The organism is Cytobacillus sp. FSL R7-0696 (assembly GCF_038006865.1).
GTDB lineage: Bacteria > Bacillota > Bacilli > Bacillales > Cytobacillaceae > Cytobacillus > Cytobacillus kochii.
Genome location: NZ_JBBOWA010000001.1, coordinates 1,430,130 through 1,450,646, shown reverse-complemented (window position 1 = coordinate 1,450,646; position 20,517 = coordinate 1,430,130). Strand labels below are relative to the sequence as shown.

21 protein-coding genes and 1 pseudogene are annotated in these 20,517 nt (G+C 33.8%); 19 read left to right on the top strand and 3 right to left on the bottom strand.

What is annotated here, in order from left to right; translation table 11 throughout:
- The first annotated feature begins 4 nt into the window (after nt 1–4).
- From MKX29_RS07615 to MKX29_RS07595, 5 genes are all read left to right on the top strand, one after another.
- The gene (locus MKX29_RS07615; protein WP_340978798.1) at nt 5–718 is read left to right on the top strand and encodes a tyrosine-type recombinase/integrase; all 714 of its coding nucleotides are present in this window, start codon (nt 5–7) and stop codon (nt 716–718) included.
- A complete protein-coding gene (locus MKX29_RS07610; RefSeq protein ID WP_136381325.1) occupies nt 708–1,094 on the top strand; it encodes a DUF6262 family protein in 387 nt (128 codons plus the stop codon). Before MKX29_RS07615 ends, MKX29_RS07610 begins: the two co-directional genes overlap by 11 nt.
- A 169-nt stretch (nt 1,095–1,263) precedes the next feature.
- On the top strand, nt 1,264–1,725 hold the full coding sequence (locus tag MKX29_RS07605; RefSeq protein WP_061792571.1) for a VOC family protein: 462 nt from the start codon (nt 1,264–1,266) through the stop codon (nt 1,723–1,725).
- Nucleotides 1,726–2,008: 283 nt separating this feature from the next.
- Nucleotides 2,009–2,176: a heavy metal-binding domain-containing protein gene (locus MKX29_RS07600; protein WP_340978790.1), complete on the top strand. Its 168-nt coding sequence runs from the start codon at nt 2,009–2,011 to the stop codon at nt 2,174–2,176.
- A 228-nt stretch (nt 2,177–2,404) separates the two neighbouring features.
- The gene (locus MKX29_RS07595; protein WP_340978788.1) at nt 2,405–3,193 is read left to right on the top strand and encodes a hypothetical protein; all 789 of its coding nucleotides are present in this window, start codon (nt 2,405–2,407) and stop codon (nt 3,191–3,193) included.
- 296 nt (nt 3,194–3,489) lie between these two features.
- On the opposite strand, the gene MKX29_RS07590 is transcribed toward MKX29_RS07595, so the two are convergent.
- The gene (locus MKX29_RS07590) at nt 3,490–4,119 is read right to left on the bottom strand and encodes a hypothetical protein (protein ID WP_341104939.1); all 630 of its coding nucleotides are present in this window, start codon (nt 4,117–4,119) and stop codon (nt 3,490–3,492) included.
- Between the two features lie 628 nt (nt 4,120–4,747).
- Between MKX29_RS07590 and MKX29_RS07585 the strand changes: the two genes are divergently transcribed.
- The 6 genes and pseudogenes from MKX29_RS07585 (at nt 4,748) to MKX29_RS07560 (ending at nt 12,460) form a co-directional block, all read left to right on the top strand.
- Nucleotides 4,748–5,485: a membrane lipoprotein lipid attachment site-containing protein gene (locus tag MKX29_RS07585; protein WP_224938899.1), complete on the top strand. Its 738-nt coding sequence runs from the start codon at nt 4,748–4,750 to the stop codon at nt 5,483–5,485.
- A 376-nt stretch (nt 5,486–5,861) separates the two neighbouring features.
- Nucleotides 5,862–6,887 (top strand): DUF3231 family protein, encoded by a 1,026-nt coding sequence (locus MKX29_RS07580; RefSeq protein WP_341099387.1) that lies wholly within the window; start codon nt 5,862–5,864, stop codon nt 6,885–6,887.
- A gap of 45 nt (nt 6,888–6,932) precedes the next feature.
- Nucleotides 6,933–7,381: pseudogene (locus MKX29_RS07575) on the top strand (hypothetical protein).
- 437 nt (nt 7,382–7,818) lie between these two features.
- Nucleotides 7,819–8,649, top strand: coding sequence for a nucleotidyltransferase domain-containing protein (locus tag MKX29_RS07570; protein ID WP_341104937.1), 831 nt, complete (start codon nt 7,819–7,821; stop codon nt 8,647–8,649).
- Between the two features lie 1,093 nt (nt 8,650–9,742).
- Nucleotides 9,743–10,645 (top strand): DUF2268 domain-containing protein, encoded by a 903-nt coding sequence (locus tag MKX29_RS07565; protein ID WP_251163442.1) that lies wholly within the window; start codon nt 9,743–9,745, stop codon nt 10,643–10,645.
- A gap of 960 nt (nt 10,646–11,605) precedes the next feature.
- Nucleotides 11,606–12,460, top strand: a complete 855-nt coding sequence (locus MKX29_RS07560; RefSeq protein ID WP_251163441.1) for an aldo/keto reductase — start codon at nt 11,606–11,608, stop codon at nt 12,458–12,460.
- 192 nt (nt 12,461–12,652) lie between these two features.
- On the opposite strand, the gene MKX29_RS07555 is transcribed toward MKX29_RS07560, so the two are convergent.
- Nucleotides 12,653–13,030: a DUF2283 domain-containing protein gene (locus MKX29_RS07555; RefSeq protein WP_251163440.1), complete on the bottom strand. Its 378-nt coding sequence runs from the start codon at nt 13,028–13,030 to the stop codon at nt 12,653–12,655.
- Between the two features lie 654 nt (nt 13,031–13,684).
- Between MKX29_RS07555 and MKX29_RS07550 the strand changes: the two genes are divergently transcribed.
- The 6 genes from MKX29_RS07550 to MKX29_RS07525 all read left to right on the top strand — a co-directional run bounded on the left by MKX29_RS07550 (nt 13,685) and on the right by MKX29_RS07525 (nt 17,767).
- Complete coding sequence (locus MKX29_RS07550) at nt 13,685–14,197, top strand: sigma-70 family RNA polymerase sigma factor (protein WP_224938933.1); 513 nt, start codon at nt 13,685–13,687, stop codon at nt 14,195–14,197.
- Nucleotides 14,190–15,506: a DUF4179 domain-containing protein gene (locus MKX29_RS07545; RefSeq protein WP_341104935.1), complete on the top strand. Its 1,317-nt coding sequence runs from the start codon at nt 14,190–14,192 to the stop codon at nt 15,504–15,506. Before MKX29_RS07550 ends, MKX29_RS07545 begins: the two co-directional genes overlap by 8 nt.
- Nucleotides 15,507–15,976: 470 nt before the next feature.
- Entirely contained in the window at nt 15,977–16,180 is a 204-nt protein-coding gene (locus MKX29_RS07540; RefSeq protein ID WP_251163438.1) for a hypothetical protein, read from the top strand.
- Nucleotides 16,181–16,509: 329 nt separating this feature from the next.
- Nucleotides 16,510–16,860 (top strand): SRPBCC domain-containing protein, encoded by a 351-nt coding sequence (locus tag MKX29_RS07535; RefSeq protein ID WP_341104934.1) that lies wholly within the window; start codon nt 16,510–16,512, stop codon nt 16,858–16,860.
- Entirely contained in the window at nt 16,857–17,027 is a 171-nt protein-coding gene (locus MKX29_RS07530) for a hypothetical protein (protein WP_341104933.1), read from the top strand. Before MKX29_RS07535 ends, MKX29_RS07530 begins: the two co-directional genes overlap by 4 nt.
- A gap of 86 nt (nt 17,028–17,113) precedes the next feature.
- On the top strand, nt 17,114–17,767 hold the full coding sequence (locus tag MKX29_RS07525) for a uridine kinase family protein (RefSeq protein ID WP_251163436.1): 654 nt from the start codon (nt 17,114–17,116) through the stop codon (nt 17,765–17,767).
- Nucleotides 17,768–17,868: 101 nt separating this feature from the next.
- Here MKX29_RS07525 and MKX29_RS07520 read toward each other — a convergent pair whose 3' ends face one another.
- On the bottom strand, nt 17,869–18,468 hold the full coding sequence (locus tag MKX29_RS07520) for a LysE/ArgO family amino acid transporter (RefSeq protein WP_341104931.1): 600 nt from the start codon (nt 18,466–18,468) through the stop codon (nt 17,869–17,871).
- A 101-nt stretch (nt 18,469–18,569) separates the two neighbouring features.
- Between MKX29_RS07520 and MKX29_RS07515 the strand changes: the two genes are divergently transcribed.
- Nucleotides 18,570–19,997: an aminotransferase-like domain-containing protein gene (locus MKX29_RS07515; RefSeq protein WP_251163435.1), complete on the top strand. Its 1,428-nt coding sequence runs from the start codon at nt 18,570–18,572 to the stop codon at nt 19,995–19,997.
- Nucleotides 19,998–20,033: 36 nt separating this feature from the next.
- Nucleotides 20,034–20,393, top strand: coding sequence for a hypothetical protein (locus MKX29_RS07510; protein ID WP_251163434.1), 360 nt, complete (start codon nt 20,034–20,036; stop codon nt 20,391–20,393).
- Nucleotides 20,394–20,517: the final 124 nt, after the last annotated feature.

Below are 20,517 nucleotides of genomic sequence, written 5' to 3'. Positions count from 1 at the left end.
ATTTGTGCAGCTAGAAGGTATCCGAAGAGGACGACCCTATAATTATTATGACATTCGCAGAAGTTTGAAGCGCTTTACTGGAGAACAAAAAATAGTTGACGATTCAGGAAAGCCCTTTTTTATCAAAAATCATGCCTTTCGGCATACCAAGGGTGTAGAGCTTCTTAATAACGGAATGAACATATTGCATGTTCAAAAATGGATGGCACACGCTTCCCCAGAAATGACCTTGCATTATGCAAAAATTCTCGATACTACCATGCGTAATTCTTGGGAAGAAGCTACAAAACAAGGTATTTTTCGGGTTGACATTGAAAGTAAACGTCCAGTTAAAATTGAACTTTCGGATATTGAGAATGAAGATATCATTGAATGGGAATATATACGCCATAATTTAGACGCTGTGAAGATGGAGCTTGGCTATTGTATGAAACCTATTAAGCAGCCATGTCCCACTCAAGCGAACCCATGTCTGTCTTGTCGTAATTTCTGTACTACACCCGAATTCATTCCCCAATTTGAAATGGAAATTACGGAAGTTAAAAATGTAATTGAGCGAGGCAGGGCTTTAGGGCGACAAGTATGGATAGATAAGAATCAAACCACTCTAGATCAACTAGAGCCTATTCTAGAAACTTTGAAAAATGGTACAACTCATCATTTTGCCGGGAAAAAAGGTCGCGAATATATTGGAGAGGAACGCACTCATGAGAAGTAAGCATATTAGAAATACCGAAGGTGTAAAAAAACATGCCCAGATGAAAAGCCAAGAGGCGGCTCAAAAGGTAGACAAGGCTATTCAAAGTCTTATCAAAACGAAGGCTAAAATTAACTTTAATCAAGTTGCCATGGAATCAGGTGTATCTAAGGCTTTTCTCTATAACAATCAAGAAATACGGAACCGAATAGAAAGATTACGAAAGCAGCAAGAAGGGTTAAATACACCGCAAACCATAAAACGTAATATGACGGATGCCAATAAAGATTCGCTTATCGTAGCTAAAAATAATCGAATAAAAAAACTTGAAGAAGAAAACAAACGTCTGAAGGATGAATTATTGAAATTACGTGGTATGGTCTATGACAAATTTTAAGAATAAGAACTTTACTATTGTATCGGTTTTCCTTAGTGTGCTAATGGATGTTTGTAGAGTAAAATATAATCATTCTTTATTCTACATATAAAGTTGTAGAGAATTTATAACTATTCTCTGAAGTAATAAATTTATATGGTTGTATTATTAATACAAGGGGGTTTTATTAATGATTAAAGGATTATACGAAGCACATTTACCAGTAAGTAATTTGAAAAGGTCTATCGAATTTTATAAAGAACTTGGTTTAGAGTTTGACCACAGCGTAGAGGATAGTTTGGCATTTTTATGGATTGAAAAAAATAAAAGCTGGTTGGGCTTATGGGAAACCGATAAGGTAGAACTTGAATATCATCCTTCAATAAGACACATAGCATTTCAAGTATCGTTAGAAGGATTAAAAAATTCGGTTAGTTGGCTCAAAAGTAAAGGATGTGAACCAAGGGAGGCTTTTGGCTTTGAGCCAGTAGAACCTTTTGTAATGGCACATGATAACTATGCTCACGCTAAAATTCATTTTAATGACCCTGATGGTAATAGTTTGGAATTGATTTGTAAACTCGAAAATCCTAATAAAATAACAAAACGGATGTATTTAAGTGAGTGGGAAAAATTAAATACAAATAAATAGAAAAAGTAGTTTTTCAAGCTACCGGTGGCGTTAATTTATTTTTATAAGACATCATAAATAATCAAACTTATTTAAACCTTTACATCGAATATATGTAAATGATGTGAGAACCATTGATATTCTAATAGTTCTCACATCTAAGTTAAGATAACCGCATTTTTCTGACGCTACCCCAACAGGAGATATTAAAGAAAAATATGAGATATTAAATGTTTACTATACTTATGCTACATCTCCTATAGAAGATAAAAGATTCATCAGGTTTACAAAGGAAAAAGACGACATGATTATAAAAGCTTTGGATAAAGTTAATTTAAATTTGATAGAATACGCTGAAAACATAGGAGGAAATGGGATTATCCATCTTCGTTATGATACTAAATTTTTTAATCAAGATAAAAATGTTATGGTTACAGGATATGGAACTGTAATTAAATTGATTGATCAATAACCACGAAGCAGCCTTAATGGCTGCTTTATTATTTTTAAATCAAAAATCATTTAAATTTAAAGATATTATCCCGTTTGAAAGAAATTAATTTCGTCTCAGAGCCAATCTGAAGCGTAGTTAATTTCTTTTTATTTTTTATATTCAAAATACAAAAAATGTTTTGATAAATAAAACCAATTCCATTAAAGTAATTTTGTGGTTAATTATTTTAAGGGAGAGTGGTACTATTTGAAAAAGTTGTTTAGTGTTTTCATGTTTTTTTCTATCCTATTTATCGGCAATGCTGTTCTTGCTGAAGAACCAGAGGTTATTCCAGATGTTGAACCTGAGATACTAACTACAGAAGAATTTAATTACTTATTACAAATTGGACATACATCAGAAGAAATAAATGAATTGCCGATTGAGGTAGCTAAACAACTTGTTCAGGATGAGGCTACTATTGAAGATAAAGGAGCAGTGGACGCAGACTTTGATGTTGCGGGTACTATCCCATCTAAAACAATGACCTTATATGCAACTGCTTACAAGGTAACTAGTGACCGAACAAATGATGATAAATTTTTTATTTATGGTAATTTTAAATGGCTTAAAACTCCATCGAATAATCTTGTAGACAAAATGACTTTTGGCTTTCCTTCAAGCGCAGGGTTTTATTTACCAACTAGTAGTGGAAAGGTGACACAGCATCAACATAGATATTCTCAAGATCAACAAGGTAATGGAAGATGGATTGATTATGCATTAAAAACAGCACCTAGTGATTGGGCAGCGAGTTCAGGAGTAGCGGGTTCATTTGATTTAAGAGCTTCTACTAGTAATACAAAACATAAAGGCTTTATGAGCCAGTATGTTTATGTACCTAAATCTAAAAATGGTACTATGAATATTAAAGTAGAGTATGGGCATAAGCGTGTATCAGGCACACCAACTGTGGGAGTATATCCTCCAGGTTTGGGTATTACCCCTGGTTCTACAGTAGATACAGTTTCATATGCTCTAACTGTTAAGTATTAAGAAAATAGGTCTGAGAATACGGTTCTCAGACCTATTTTTGATTTGTTTTGAAAGGGTTATAATATTGTCATAAATCTGAATTGGTGGTGAATTTATGAAGTTAGTTTTTGTGAATTTTTCTTTAGTCTTAATCATGTCGGCTGTCCTATTTTTTTTAATATCGTTTTTTTTGAATGTATCAACTGATATTATGTATGCAATAGCTCTTTTAAGTGTCTTATTAATTCATACTTCATTAATTATTGCTTTGTTAATAGTAAGAAGGTAGGTTAAATAACTAAAAATTGTAGTGTAATTTACTCTTTTTTGTTCAACCAATTATTAATGGCTACTTTTACATTCGTGGTTGTATCTTTTACCTCGTCAAAAATAAAGGACAATAGATTGAACCACGATATTTCTTCGTTGTAAGGATTATTCTTATTTACATACTTCATAACACGTTTTAATTCATCCATACGTGAGGGATCGAGTTGCTCATGCAAGAATAATTTCACCATGGCATTCAATAAGTTCGCATTCCGTACGCTGGCATCTAGTAATAAAGCGGTTGCTTTGGATGGTGTGACGTCTAAGGCGTCAGACAGCTTGCGAATGTCCTCATACGTCAATTGCGTGAATCGAACCGAGACCCGTTCATTTTTAGGCGATTGATACTTTCTTTGTAGCGACTCCCTTTCGAGTTGTCCAAAGAACCTAGTTTTGAAAAACTGGTAATCTCTTCTGAAATATTGAGACAAGTATTCCATGACTTTTCTCGACTGCAAACCTTTCTCACAAAGTATTTCTACAATATCTTTTACTGGTTGATTGGTGATATAAGACAATTGATAAATACAATTTTTTAAGTCAATGGAAATCGTCGGTTTGATATCTCTTTTTTTATCTGAACGTGTTTGTCTTTTCTTTTTCTCCCCTTCTTTCAACAAAACAATCCCCTCTTTTCGCTTGGTTTGCTTTAGAACAGTGTCATAGTGTTCTAGATTTATTTCATGTATATGAGAGATAGAGAGGAGGTATGTTTAAAAAGATTCATTGTTGACCAAACTTTTAGTAAAAGAGATTTAGGGAGGAAAAGCCGAATGGAATTGACCAAAAAAGAAGCAGAAGAGTTAGCGAAAAAAATACGTGAGAATAGTAAAAAACATGGTATTCCATTGAAACCGAAGAAAACAAAAAAAGCAAAATAAACAGCAATCCTTTCGTTAATGACCGCCACCTTAAGGTGGTTTTTTTCTTAAGAAAAAGGTCGGCAATAAGGGAAGTTGGCGAGGAATTATGCATGTTTCCATTCATTCTTTAAAAAGAACAAATCGTGCTTTATCAATGAATTTTTGAATGTATATTTCATGGCCAACAAAAGCGCAAACGAAAAGCCAGTTCCCACAAGGATTCTGGCTTTTTGCAATTGCCGATAATAAGCAGTTATGTCTACTAAAATGTATGGGTGCTGTATATTTATTTGTCAAGAAATTATCCTTTTTAATTAGACCTTTAAGCTATAATGAAATTAAAAACAGATAGGTAGATTAAAAGGATAAGGGGATTAGAAAAGTGAAAAAAGCTATATTTATTACAGTTGCTTTATTTTTGTTAACGGGGTGCGGAGATGAGGAAGGAAAAAAAAAGAAAGTAGAAGCGGGTGAAGAAGTCGTCACCGAAGTGTCCCAACCTGAAAATACCGAAAGTAAAGAAATCAAACCTGATACAAAATCAATTGAAGGGGAAACCGAAGACGGTAGAGTGATAACAGCGTATCACTGGCATGATATCGAAGCGATGCCGAAAGCGGAAACGATACTGGAAGCGGTAGAAACGATATACGGAAAAGACCGTTATTATTATGAGGATACGAAAACAAAAATAGATTTAATGAAGCATATTTTTGAACCAGATAATGAAAAGCGTGGGTTTAATTATGAAATAGATGGAAAAGAAGAAGTGGTTTTTTTCAACAATCAATTTAACTTTGATTTAGTCATTGATAATAATGTAGATATGAGAATGGAAATGATAGACTTTATTCATTATCTGAAAGAAAGTAATTTGATTTTAACGGAAGAACAATTGAGAGATAAAGGACTTGAAAGACAATTTACTTATCAAATTCGATTATTCAACGAACGATTACCAGGTGAAAATTATAGTCAGCCGTCTATTTATTGGATGGTTAAAGCATCATCTTTGCTAGAAATGGACTTCTCAAACAAAGAAGGCATTTATAAAAAAATATATAATTTCGGACAATATGAGGGACCCTATCCGAGCGTTGACGAACAAAATCAAGAATAATAAGGAGGACTAGGTGTGGATTTAAAATAAAATCGCGACGTTTGTAAAAAAGATGCGATGTTTAAAACAAAGTTGCGATATTTATAAAAAAGATGCGAAGATTTACCCCTTTGAATATGCATTGTCCGAAGAGGGATTTTATGGTAAAAAATAACATGACGATATTCAACAATCGGGCCATATTGTGGAGTAGCCTAAAGAAAAATGGATTTATAATCATAGTGAGAAGAGGTTGTGAAGTTTGTTCTTAAACTAATATATGTAGGTTAACTGAATAAAAAAGCCAAGGATAATGCTCCTTAGCTTTGTCATAATATACGGTTACTTACAAAGAATAAATCTATGCCATAAAAATATTCTTTGGAGGTAATGCAATATGACTGAACATCACACTAAACTAACTGCTTCTGAAATTGCTTCAATTTGGACTAGCTATACTCAAGATAGTATGTCCAAATGTGTTTTAGGTTATTTTTTAGAACATGTTGAAGATGAAGAAATTAGGTCTATTGTCCAATTTTCTTATGACCTTTCATCTACTCATATAGAAAAGCTAACAACCATATTTCAAGAGGAACAGATTCCAACGCCGAAAGGATTTACTTATGATGATGATGTGAATATGAACGCACCTCGTCTCTATACAGACCCTTTTATGCTAACCTATATCAACCATATGGCTAAGATTGGAATGCTCGGTTACAGTGGATTTGTTTCTATGAGTGCTAGAGATGATATAAGGGCCTATTATAGAGAAGGTCTTAATGAAACATCAGAATTGTATGAGCGCAGTTCAAAAATTGCTCTTTCAAAAGGATTATTTGTTAGAGCGCCATATATTGCCTATCCAAGTAAAACAGACTATATAGACACTAAAAAATATTTAAGTGGGCTAAATCCATTTTCTAACAAAAGGCCACTAAATGCGGTTGAAATATCCCATTTGTTTATGAATATTCAAACCAATATTATGGGAGCAAAGTTAGCCATTAGTTTTGCTCAAACATCATCAAGAAAAGAAATTCAACAATGGATGCTAAGAGGGAGAGATATTTCAAAAAAACATGTCGATTTATTTACAAAATCACTTCTTGATAACGATATTCAGCCTCCTGTTTCGTCAGATATTGCTATTACTGATTCAACTACACCTCCATTTTCGGATAAGTTAACAATGTTTCACATGAGTTTTATGAGCGCAGCAGGAACGGGAAATTATGCAACCGCAGCAGCTGCAAGTCAAAGAAGTGACCTTATTCTAAATTATGAACGCTTATCACTTGAAATCGCTCAATATACTAAAGATGGAGCCGACCTAATGATTAAAAATGCATGGATGGAGCAGCCACCTACCACAAAAGATAAGGACCAATTAACAAAGAAAAAAGATACTCTGGAATAATTAGCCTTCATTCTAATAACAATTTGAAATGTAGGAGTAATAAGAATGAAATGGAAATTGCTTTGGAGCATTGCTCTTCAAGCTTAGGTCAATTATTAAACGGTAAATATGTAAAGGGTATCGTGTTATTAGTCTTAGAATTTCTAATCAATATACAAGCGAATTTTAATGTAGCGATTATCTCTAGTTTTCAAGGGGACATTTCAACAGCGATTCAAGAAACTGATTATCAATGGTTAATGTTTTATCCGTGTTTATATTTTTTTGCAATATGTGATGCCCTTAAAGATGAAGGAGGAGGAACAAAATCTTATTCATTTCTCCCGTTTGTCTTTAGTGCTTATTTCGTAACTGTAGGATTAATCTATTCCTCAACTTTAAAAATATTTGGGGTACTACTCGGACCTGTTTTTTTACCTATGCTGTTTTTGATTCCAGGAATAAGCATTGGCTTATTTATAAGAATTGTATTAACCCGTTATAAAAGGATTTAATAATGTTTTAAAAGTATTATTAATAATCTTAGGTAGGTTCGTGAAAATTAACTGTAGTGTTGTTAAAACACTAAACTCAATGTGGAGGGATGTACTTTGAATATCCTTATTCGCTTGTTTCATATTTTACTTTTTATAGTTAGAAAGGCATTCTTAATAAGTTCAAATAATTTTCATTTTAAAAACTCATTAAGAACACCTTCTTTGATATAAGTAATAAGTAAAATAAAATCTACTTCTCATTGAAAAAAAGGTGAGCATATGCTTACCTTTTTAAATTGCAGTTTTGGTCTACCACGTAATATTATTATTCAACTGCCGAAGGGTTTTCTGTAAATTTAAAAATCAGCAATGATCTTCCTCAATCGGGCGCAATTCCGGAACAAGCGTGTGCCATATTAGGGCTAGATTATTGAATAAAATTGGAGTGAAATATAATGGCAACTGTCGATAATATAATTCAAGACATAAAAGAGGAACTAGATGGACTGCCAGGTGTAGTAGGAGTTGTATTAGGTGGGTCTAGGGCAAGAGGAACTCATAGTCCAGATTCTGATATAGATATTGGAATTTACTATGATGAATCAAAAGGGTTTAATACCAATGATATAGAAAAAGCAGCGTTTAATCTTAATGACGATAAAAAAGAGCATTTAATTACTTCTTTAGGTGAATGGGGTGATTGGATAGATGGAGGTGGCTGGTTAGTTATACAGGGTTATCATGTAGATCTTATCTTTCGTGATATTAAACGAGTCAGTAAAGTTATTGACGATTGTTTATCAGGTCTAGTATCCATTCATTATCAAACAGGACATCCTCACGGTTATTTGAATGCCATGTACATGGGGGAATTAGCTGTTTGTAATGTTTTATCTTACCCTGAAGGCACGTTAAGTGAATTAAAAAAGAAAACGGAACCTTATCCCGAGAAATTTCAAGAAGCGATGATTCAATACTTTTCCTTTGAAGCTTCTTTTTCCCTGATGTTTATGGAAGCCAATGCGAATAAAAACGACATTTCATACGTGATGGGGCATTGTTTTCGGAGTATTTCTTGCTTGAATCAAGTTATCTTTTCAAAAAACAAGGTGTATTGCATCAACGAAAAGAAGGCCGTAGACATGATTCAAGATTTTTCAATAAAACCTATAAACTATAAAAAACGTATTGATGAAATTGTTTCCCTTCTTTCAACGGATAAAGATAAAATAAACCAAGCTGTAGACAACTTAAAAGAATTAATTTATGAAACTGAAGCATTATAAATCTTCCGCAAACGGGCGCGATTGTTGAGCAACACAGGTAGAAAATGATCAAACTTTTTTATAAAAACCAAACTTAAATCTGCTAAAGAAGAATCCTTTTTGATTAATCTTTTTTTCAAATGGATTCTTCTTATTTATCGTAAAATAAGGATTTGCGAGATCTTTTTGCTCAAACTTTATTTCAAAGCTACAGAATTTATCTCCCTGTTACTTTCCACTTCTCTCTGCTAAAAAGTCGGTACCTACTGCTAAATAGTTGGTATCCAAACGGTAAAGGAAGTGGGAAGTGCAGCAGGTAGTTCCGATTCAATCGTTTTTTAATCGTAAAATCAATACAAATCCAGGCTGAATCCAATACGGGTTCAGTCTTTTTCTCTTGCTCAATACCTCTCCAATCCCTTGTCCATAGCGTGTTCAAGTGGTTTTCATATCTCTTTCTATAGAGTTCGAAAGAACACGAGATAGAAGAATGAAAGTGCTGAACACTGTTAAAGTATCCGCCTAATGAAGATATAGAAGTAGCTATACGTAACTTAACAACAAATTATATAAAAGAAGAGGAAAGACAAGTAATACATAGGGTAACTACTGGTGAGAATAAATTACGTTTTTCAAATTTTATCAAAAGATTTAGAATACCTGAAACGGGGCTTAGTTGTTATTTGCACTAATTACGATAGGTTAATACTAATAAAAATTAAATTAAATGAGCCTAAATATAAAACCGGAAAGTAATACAGTAGATTTTTGGAGGAAGTGAAATGAGATAGAACCTAAGCAAGAGGAATTAATAAAAGTCGTTAGAAATATGAGGACCCAGTCAAGAATAGATCTCTAAATAGTTATATCTTTTAATAATTATGAAAGAGTGATTAGTATAAGAGGTAGAAAATAATCAAATTTTAAAAAAATATATAATGTTTCACAAAGAATAAATCCCGTTTTAATCAACCTTTTTCAAAACGGGGTCTTTTTATTTAATGTAAAATAAGGGTTTTCGAGGGATTTTTAATCAAACTTGGTATTTGACATTGACGCGACGTAATACTTTATTGTTAGATACGTACTAGATTTAACAAGGGAGTTGAGAAAAATGAACTATAAAATCATGCAATCTTTGGAGCAATATGAGGAACTACTTAGAATAGAAGATGTTGAAAAGAGAAATGATTACTTTCGGTATACGATGATGAAGCCATTTCATCAGATGTGGAGTTTCTTAAATGTCCCGATTAAGGCTAAAGAGGTGAATGGTTATGATGTATTAATGGCTACAAGTATGTTAGGGTATGTTGATATTACTGATGATAAACAAATACGAGAAGGCTTAAAAGTTTTACGAGAAAATGATGTGTATACTTTAGCTGAGAATACCCTGAACACTTGTTTTGTAAGAGCAGAGAATGCAGGTCTCAAAGTCAATGCAGAAGAATTAACCTTTGGGTTTTATTTGGCAGATTCTATTAAGTTAAACCATGCGAATGGCTACGCAGGTTTCGGAGGGATACCTGGATATATTACTGTCAACATTTCCCCAAATCCTTATAATGTGCCAAGAATCCCTGCCGTAATTGCTCATGAGGTTCACCATAATATTCGTTTTTCCTATTTTGAGTGGAACCACGGTGATATAACAGTTGGAGATTATATCGTGATAGAAGGGTTAGCTGAGTCATTTGCACAGGAGTTATATGGAAAAGAATTGCTTGGACCATGGGTAACTAGCATGGATCAAGATGATTTAGAGTATTCTATCCATGTTATAGGAGAGGCCCTAGATGTAAAAGGGTTTGCTGAAGTAAGTAGTTATATGTATGGCGATGACTTTGCTCGTCAAGAGGGGTATCAACCTGTAGGGCTTTCATTTTGTGCGGGATATGCAGTTGGTTATGAGGTTGTTCAATCATTTTTGAAAAATAAAAATATATTGATTTATGAAGCAACTTTACTTTCGAGCGAAGAGATTATTGAAGGATCTGGTTTGTTTTCTAGGTAGGGTGGAAAAGATTTACGTCTTTATATAATTTTCTCAATAGACTGTCGACACCTGTATAGGGGTGTCCTTTTTTGGCTAATTTAGTTTCAATTCTGAACTATGTTCTTAGAAAAAGATTGTAAATTAATGTACTTAAAGTAACAGGTGCTTTAGATTAAAAGTATCAAACAACTTTATTATCAGATTCGAGGATAAGAATAATTATATTGATAAACGTTAAAAAATCCTTACTACAATAAATCGTAGTAAGGTTCTTGTTTTTCATTTCAAAATTAAACGTCTTTATTATCTTTATACAGAATTTGTCTCCTTTAACTCTCTTGGTTCTCACGTAACTTTGTTCTTCTCTTATGGAACTAAGTTGGTATCCTAACGGTAAAGGAGTCGGGGGGAGAGCGGGGGAAACACGAATAGGCAGACAATCATTTAAGGTTATTCAAAATCTCAATACAAATCCGGGCTGAATCCAATAGGGTTCAGTCCTTTTCTTTGGCCAATATTTCCCCAAAAACATTGTCTGATAAGAGTTATAGTGTGTTCGTTTGTTTGTCGTATTGTTTCTATACAGTTCTAAGAAAACGAGATAGAAGCAATAAGAGTGCTGGGAAAGATACTTTTTATTCTCATTGCTCATGTTTTTTTCCTATTTCTGTTCCCATTCAGAGAACATCTATTTAACATTGTCCTTATTCGATACAAGCCAGAACGTAAAAAAGAGGTCGAAAATGGGCTTTTGGGAAGAGCTTAATAACATTGCCTTCAGGCGTAAATGAGGGGATGGATCGTGGGGGAGAAAGGATGGAGGGGGGTTGGTGAGAAACCAAGAAAGTCACAAAGGCATAGCAATCAATTCGTTGGTGTAGGATTTTTTTAAATCGGGTATTGTAATTATAGACATCATGGAAATAGTTATTTCCAATCTCAACTTACATTGCAAAATTTTTAAAAGGAGATGAGGTTTTGACTTTAAATAATAATGGTTTTACTCTAAATGATGGTACAGAACTTCCTTTTGTGGGATTAGGCACAATCGGTATTAACGGGGATCAGGGTACATTTGAAATTTTAAACGCCTTGAATATAGGATATCGCTTAATCGATACGTCAACAAACTACGACAATGAAGGGATTGTCGGTGAAGCTGTGCGTCGGTCCGCACTGCCTAGAGAGGAAATTTTGATTAGTACGAAATTGCCCGGTGCTTACCATGAATATGACAAGGCATTTATCTTTATCCAAGAATCTCTACGCCGCACTGGATTAAAATATTTTGACAAGTATTTAATTCATTGGCCGAACCCTAAGGATGGCAAGTATGTAGAAGCTTGGAAGGCTTTAGTGGATGCTCAAAAACAAGGGTTAATCAGAACCATTGGCGTTTCAAACTTTGAACCAGAACATCTGGACGACATTATCGAAGCAACAGGTGTGACACCTGCTACAAACCAGGTGGAGCGTCATCCGTATTTTAATAATAACCGCATGGTAGAAGAAAATAAAAAACGGGGCATTCTTACTGAATCTTGGAGCCCTTTTGGTAGAGGTTATCTGAATGACGTGCTAAAAAATAACACAATTAAAGAAATTGCGGATAAGTACGATAAAAGCCCGGCGCAGATTATTTTAAATTGGAATTATCAAGCAGACGTATTTTCTATACCAAAATCAAGTAATCCCGTGCATCAAAAAGATAATTTCAATAGTACCAACTTTGAATTAGCACCTGAGGATATTGAAACAATTGATTCATTGGATAAAGGAGAAGCCGGTCGTGTAGAAGGGCAGCACCCAAATGAATATCACGAATATGTATAGGCAGGACAATATATAACATCGTATAGTATTCATTCATAAAATAAATATCGTTTTTGATACGATATTCGATTGGAAACTCTGAATTAGATATTTTTGAACAATAGATAAAAGGAGGGTCTGTTTTAAGCAGATCCTCTTTTGGTTTTTTACAATATATTCCCGAATTTTCTTTATGAAAATTAGTATAGTAAACTATAAAGTCTTTTCAGGATATTTTGATATATCTAGAATGTCGAAACCTATAAATCCTCTGTGATTTTCTTCTGAAAAACAGAATTCTAATCCTAAATAAGAATATCTCGAAGCTACTTCATTATCATTTAGTCGTAACGAATACATATTATCTCTTTTAAGGTAAAAGTTATCTTTAGAAGATGCATTTTTAAGGGCATTAGCTTCACCTCTAAATATCTCTAAGCCTATAATTCTATTATCCTTATCTAAGTCTAAATTTATATAAGGATTAACTTTTAATTCATCAGTTTCATGAACCATACCAGCTTTTATTTCTTTGATAACTTGAATATACCCTATTTTTACTTCTTTGTTAAACTCAATTCTCTTAATCATTTTAATACACCGCCTTTACTTTTTTTCCATCTCGATTTAGGTTTAGCTTGATTATAAACTGTTAATTAAAGTATCACCTTCTCTAGTACATCTGTACCCTTGTAGTGATATACCGTTGTATTTGGATCATCTGGATCGCTATACTTCGTACCTTTTGTATATGCATAATAAATTTGTTTCGGTGAGATATTACGCTGAATCATTTATGTGGCTTTGTGAGGTACTTTTGATCAAACTTTATTCCAAGGCTACAAGTAATTGTATAAAATTTAAATAAGAGTGATACCGTTTTTAAAATTCTGATATGCACCCCATTTGTTAGACATGGTCTAACAAATGGGGTGCAGTTTTTTTATGGTTAAGTTCTCTAAAATTTAAAATAGAAATAGAAAAAAACTTATCATTGTTGGATTATACATTTACAATATCAAGGAGAAGCAGCATTCAAAAAATCTATACAATTTTTATAAGTATAAACTAGATTTACTGAATTACTTGTTTTTTAAAAAGGACTTTTACAACGGGTACACCTTAGGAATAGATTATTCGATTATCAAATACCAAAAAATTCCGCAGAAAGTAAAAACTTAAGACTTTTTGTTTCTTTGTTATGTCTAATAATTAGAAAGAGAAAAGGGGGAAGCGCGCTTGGAAGTGAAAAACCTAGTCAATAGAGCAAGAAAGGGAGATGATGATGCTTTCTACGAATTAATCCAAATCCATAAAAGTAGACTATTAAAAATAGCCTTGGGTTACTTACATAATGAGGAGGAGGCCTTAGAAGCTTTGCAGGAAGTAACTTTTAGGGCTTATCTTTCATTGAATAAATTGAAACATGCAGAATACTTCTCAACATGGGTCATCCGGATTATGCTTAATTACTGCCATGATCAAATTCGTAAAAGAAAAAGAATCGCAGATCCTAAGTATATTGATAATTTAATGGTAACGAAGAATGACAACCAGACGTTAGAAATAGAGGAAGCATTACTAAAAATAGATGCGCGTTTTCGAGAAGTCATTATTTTAAAGTATTATAACGATTTAAAGATAAAAGATATTGCCGAAATTCTCGAAAAGTCGGAGAGTACCATTAAAACCTGGCTATACAAAGGCCTAAAAGCACTTCAGGTTCAATTAAATAAGGGGGGTGGGCTAAATGTTTGAAAGAGAAGAAAGTGAATTGGCTGAATCAAAAAAAATAATGAAGGATCTATCCATTTCTGACGATCGCTCTGACCAGGCAATTCTAAGGGGGATACAGCAAGCAAAGGCAGAGAAAAAGAAAAAGAGAGTGCAGCTGCCCATTAAGACATTCACTGCTGCATGTATTTTAGGGCTTTCGTTTATTACATCTGTTAATGTATCCGAACCCGTTGCATATTACATGTCAAATGTACCTGGTATGGGGAAAATTGTTGATTTTGTCCGATATGACAAAGGGCTACTTGCAGCTGTTGAAAATAATTACATACAAAAAGTGGATTCAAGTGTGAATAACAAAGGTATAGAGTTTACTTTGAATTCAATTATTCATGATGAAAAATCATTGATCATTTTTTATGAATATCAATCAGATGAAGAAGACGTAGTTATTACTCCAGAAAGCTTTCAATTGCTTAATGAAAAAGGAGAGGTATTGCCTTATCATATAGTTGGTGAATATTGGAATGATAATCCGGATTCTTTGCTGGAAATCAGGGTTCCTTTAAAAGAAGGGGATAATCTGCCAAATGAACTAATTCTTTCAACTCAGTTTTCTAAAGATAAGAAACTTCTAGACGGAGTTTGGGAAATTCCCTTTACTTTAGATAAAGGTAAAATTGTTGGAAAGAAAGTGTATAATGTGGATAAAACATTAGAAATTGAAGGACAGCAATTAACTATCAAGGACGTAACAATGTATCCTTCTCAAACAGCTGTACATGTATATTATCATTCGCAAAATAGTAAAAAGATATTTGGTATTAATGACTTGCATCTAATAGATGAAAAAGGAGAAACATGGAATACAAGTGTAATAGAGACTACACAAATCAATGAGAACGAAACAATCATTTATTTACAGAGCAACTACTTTACTAATCCTAAAGAATTATATTTGCGTTTCAATTCAATTCGTGCGCTTGATAAGGAAGAGCTCAATGTTGAAGTAGACCCGATAAAAAAGAAAATACTTAAGGCACCGAAAGACGGGAAATTAACAGATGTAGAGATAGAGCAAGGCGAGATGTCCATTAAATTAGATACGAATCCGAATCAATTCAAATCAGCAATTTTTAGGCATGCAATTGGTGCAGATGGAAATGTAATAAGTAAGGATGAACCATATGGTATCTCCTATTCCTATGTCGACGACTATGTATTGTATTCCGTTCCTTTCCCATCTGAAGCAACTGACTTAGGACCTGTTAAACTTGAATTGCTTGATTATCCAGCCTCTATCAGTGCAGAGGCTAATGTGAAAATAAAGTAATAGCCCAATGCAAATGTCATCAGGTACTCCGTTAAATAAAAGGTGAATTTTTTATAAAAAACCACTGTCTGTAAGCACATTTGCTTTCTCTTTGGGGAATTACCAAAGGGATTAAAGACCTCTTAATAATAATCTCGACTGAATCTAATAGTTCCTCATTAAGGTAATATGTGCTTACAGTTCCTGTACATGGGGATTATAGTCTCCCTAGTAACATACCCTTTTCATCGATGAGGATGGTACTGTAATGCAGTAGTGACTAAGAATGAGATAGTCAACTTCCAGGTTGAGACATATTTGGATGATTCGCTTGTTACATCCGAGTATACCGGGGTTCCTAATATGTCAGATGAAGATTTGCTTGCAGAAGAGCCTTATGAGATTTAACCGATGGTGTAAAAGCAGCGGACCTGTTGGGATTGCTGGAGTAGTAGATTACTTTAATTACCCTAGAAAAGGTGGGTGTTTCTATGAATAAAATTTTAGCGATGTCTATTTTGGGATTGGGCATTAGTGGTGCTGCTTTAATAATCTCAGTCCCTCTATTATTCAAATCACCAATAGGAAACTTTGAGCTGACATTTGCTGTTGGCTCAGCAGTAGCTTGTGTGGTGTTCACAGTCTCGTCTCTGTTCCTTCGAAAACGTTTAAATGAATTTGATGACAAAAAGTGAAGACAAGATGATGAAAATCCCGACCATGAGTAGGTAGGGATTTTCATCATTTTATCAATTTAGACAACACATTTATGTTAGTAATTATTAACTAAGGGTTATAATGATTTTAGTTAAAAGTGTGAGATAGTTATACATTTGCACCTAGAAAACAGCTAGATGCAGGTTAATAAACTATTTGAAGCATATTCGTCATATTTAATTTTGATCAAACTTATTCCAAATCAGCATAAATTGCGATGTTTCTACCCTTTGGACATGATGATTCAGAGAAGGTTTTTTTTCGGAAATTTTATTTCGCAAACGGGCATAGTTTAAGATGAAACTTTTTGTTAACCTTAATAAGGAATAAAAATGTAAAGGAGAAAAAGATGACTAAATACGGAAAGTTATATGAAGTGAATGGTCGCTATGTTTTGCAATTTGAACGTTTGTTTACCCATAAACCAGAGAGTGTTTTCCGTTGCGTAACAGATCCTGATTACTTTACCAAGTGGTATCCATTTGCAACTGGAGAGATGGATCTTAATGAAGGTGGCAAAATAGCTTTTGATGATGGCGAGGGGACGGAGTACGAAGGCATAATTACTGAATATCAACCACCTGTCGTCTTTGCCTTTCATGAAGGCGCTGATTTGCTAAGAATCGAGTTGCAAAATACCATGACGGGTGCCGAATGAATTTTCAGCATACGTTTGATGACCGGTCTTGGGCAGCGGCAACAGCAGCAGGATGGCATCGCTGTCTTGATGCATTGGTTATGTTGGCTAACGAACAGCTGCCCGAATGGCCGGATAACGGAGCGGAGTTAAGGGAGTTTTATCGGGAAGCATTTGATTCGAATTAAGTGGAGAATATAGCACTCATCATTAGAAGTATAGACATCTTAAAAAGTAAGTTGAAAAAAGCAAATCTAGTGACGGGGGGAGATTGATGGATAAGTTAATACAAGACATCCTAAATTGGATTACAATAACGGATAAAAAGCTTATTATTTGTATTTCCGGACATGGTGCTGCTGGAAAAACAACGTTTGCCAATAAGCTTATAAACGTATTAAATCAAGATGGAGTGAATTATATAAATACAGACCCGTATATTGTTAGCTCGAATATACGAAAACATGCAATGATTGACTATACATATCAAAACGAAAATCATCGTTATAAAATGACAGCTTGCCACCCATCAGCGCATCATTTGTTATCTTTAGAAAGAGATGTTCAGATGATTAGAGATGGTTTAGATTTATACACAATGCATACACATTATATGAAAAGCGAATTAATTTCCTCGAGGAATAAAGTAACGATTGTTGAGGGAATGAGTGTAGCATTTATTCATCCTGATTTATTTGACTTGAAAATTTATTTCTATACAGATGGTGAAACTGAATTATTAAGGAGGTCGAATCGGGACATCGTTGAAAGGGGAGCAGATCTCAATTATTTAAGGCAATCCCATGAAGAACGAAGGATACAGTACGAAGTGTTTATGCATCCATACAGTCAGGATTTTGATATTATTATAAATACGTCTGCAGCAGCGATATGTATAGAGAAAAATACATTTGAAGTGAAAGAATAAACTACTTTTTTAAAAAGGAAATCTTACCTTTTAAGCCTTCTCCCTTGCAACTAGACAGAAGGCTTTCGCTTTTTACATATGAAATGATAATTCCAAGGATATTACATTAAATCAAGAAAAATATAAATGGCTGTACCCCAGATAAAGATAGCAGAGAATTTATTAAATAATTGCAATACATTTCTTTTGCCATCTAACTTTTTCACAAATGCTCCTGCGATCATTAGCCCAAAGAACCAAATCCAAGATACTGTAATACAAGTAATAGTAAAAAGAAATTGTTCTTTTCCAGCATATTTTATTGCACTTACCCCAATAACACCGACTATATCTAAGATGGCGTGAGGGTTTAAAAAAGAAACAGATAAAGCAAAGATAATTTGTTGACGAATAGGTAAAGCTTTATTCGTTTTTTTTGTCGTTTCGGATTTCCAAATGACATATCCCATATACAATAAAAATAAGATACCGGTAATCATTAAAATTACTCGTAACCATTCAAATTGAAGGACAATCATTGATAAACCAAATACAGATAATAAGATTAAAAGTGTATCAGAGATTGCAGCTGTTATCGTGGCTGGAAGTGCCTGAGCCAATCTAAGTTGCGTTGCTCCTTGAGAAAATACAAAGACATTCTGTACCCCTAAAGGTAAAATAAGTCCGAATGCCAAAATTAATCCGTGCAGAATAGGTTCCATTCAAATCAACTCTCTTTCAATTACTATCGTACTATGATAAAACTGAAAGAAAACAACCAATTGGATGGTTTTTTATCCACCCAATTTAAGGGGGGATTATCTTGAAATGGAAACCGAATAGTGATTCTCATTTAACTTTTCACGAACAAATTGTAGATTGGATGAAATTTCGTATAGAAAGTGGAGATTGGGCGGTTGGAACAAAAATCCCCACACAGCGTCAACTAGCGATACAATTTAATGTCAATAGAAGTACAGTTCAACTTGCTCTTGATGAACTGAAGGCAGATGGTTTACTTCAATCAAAATTAGGATCAGGTGTATTTGTAACTAATACTTCTTGGAATGTACTTTTAAATAAAACTCAACCGAATTGGAAAAAGCATATTGAATCAAGTATCCATAGAGCAAATGACCATACTATTCAACTTATCAATGAATACGAGCAATATAATCATATCATTCGCCTTGGAACAGGTGAATTATCACCGGAATTACTCCCAACAAAACAACTTGAACAGTCATTAAAAGAAATCACCCTTGATGCAAAATCTATCGGTTATTCATCACCAAAAGGAAATGAAAGACTTAGAAGAGTATTATGTGACTATCTGAAAAGAAGAGGTATTCATTCGGAACCAGAGAACATTCTAATTGTTTCTGGCGCCCTTCAGGCGCTTCAACTAATTGCCATTGGATTATTAGAAGAAGGCTCTGTGATTTTCCATGAAGAGCCATCTTATTTAAGTTCTATTCATCCTTTTCAATCTGCTGGCATGCGTATGCATACGGTAATGCGTAATCACCCGAAATTAGCTGAGAACTTAAAAGTTTTTAAGAGGAAAAAACAATCTATATTTTATTGTGTTCCGACATTAAATAATCCTACTGGAGTTAATTGGTTGTTGGAGGAAAAGAAAAATCTATACAATATATGCAAAGAGTTACAGATTCCTATTATTGAAGACGATGTATATCATGAATTACTATTTGATCATCCTTTACCTACTTTAAAGTCTTTAGACAAGTCAGGACAAGTACTTTATCTTGGTAGTGTGTCGAAAACATTAAGTCCTGGGTTACGTATTGGATGGATTGTCGCACCTTCACCTGTGGTTGAACGGCTAGCTGATATAAAAATGCAAACGGATTATGGTTCAAGTGCTCTTTCTCAAGAGATCGTCGCACATTGGATATCAACTGGTTTATACGAAAATCACTTAAAAAATCTTCGTGAACAACTAAAGAACAGAGCGGCATTTATTGAAAATATATTAGAAAAGCAATTTAGAAAGATTGCTACGTGGAATAAGTCAGAGGGTGGCTTTTACATTTGGTTAAGGTTTAATAAACCTATCGTAAACAAAGCACTATTTCTAAACCTTCTCAATCAAAATATTTTAATCAACCCAGGTTATATCTATCATTCAGGTGATTCTCACCATATAAGACTGTCTTATGCGTATGCTTCACTAGCAGAAATAAAAGAAGGTCTACATGCTTTATTATTACTCTGTAATCATGAATGAATACTACTAAATAATAGAAAGTGATGAGAAGTCTACATGGAGTCAATTAACCAAGAAATACAAGAGTTATCCGTTAAATCCTTAGAGTCTACATTTAGTAAACTTTCAAATGCTTATAAAAGCATGACTGAAAAGGGGTCCAATACTACTCTTGTAAGAAAGAGACGAGACGCTATAAGAGTCGGTTTAGCTAGCTTAAAGAATATTTGGAACGGTGAAGACTTCTCATATGAAGAAGAAGTTATTCTAACATCTAAAGATATTTTGCAAAGTACTATTCCACCTATTGAAAAACAGATAGCAAAAGCAAAAGATGGTAGTCCTCAAAAAACAGTAAATGAGCGACGATTAATTGCGCTTCAACTGGCGATTGAATCATTGGAGAACCGTCTTTAAAGATGTGGCTTACAACATTAAGGTGCTTTATCATCTGCCCTATTGGTAAATATTAGGTGTAAGATGTTTGTAAAGATAAACTTATATAAAGCTTTGATAGAAACGGTCACTTCCTTTTTTACTT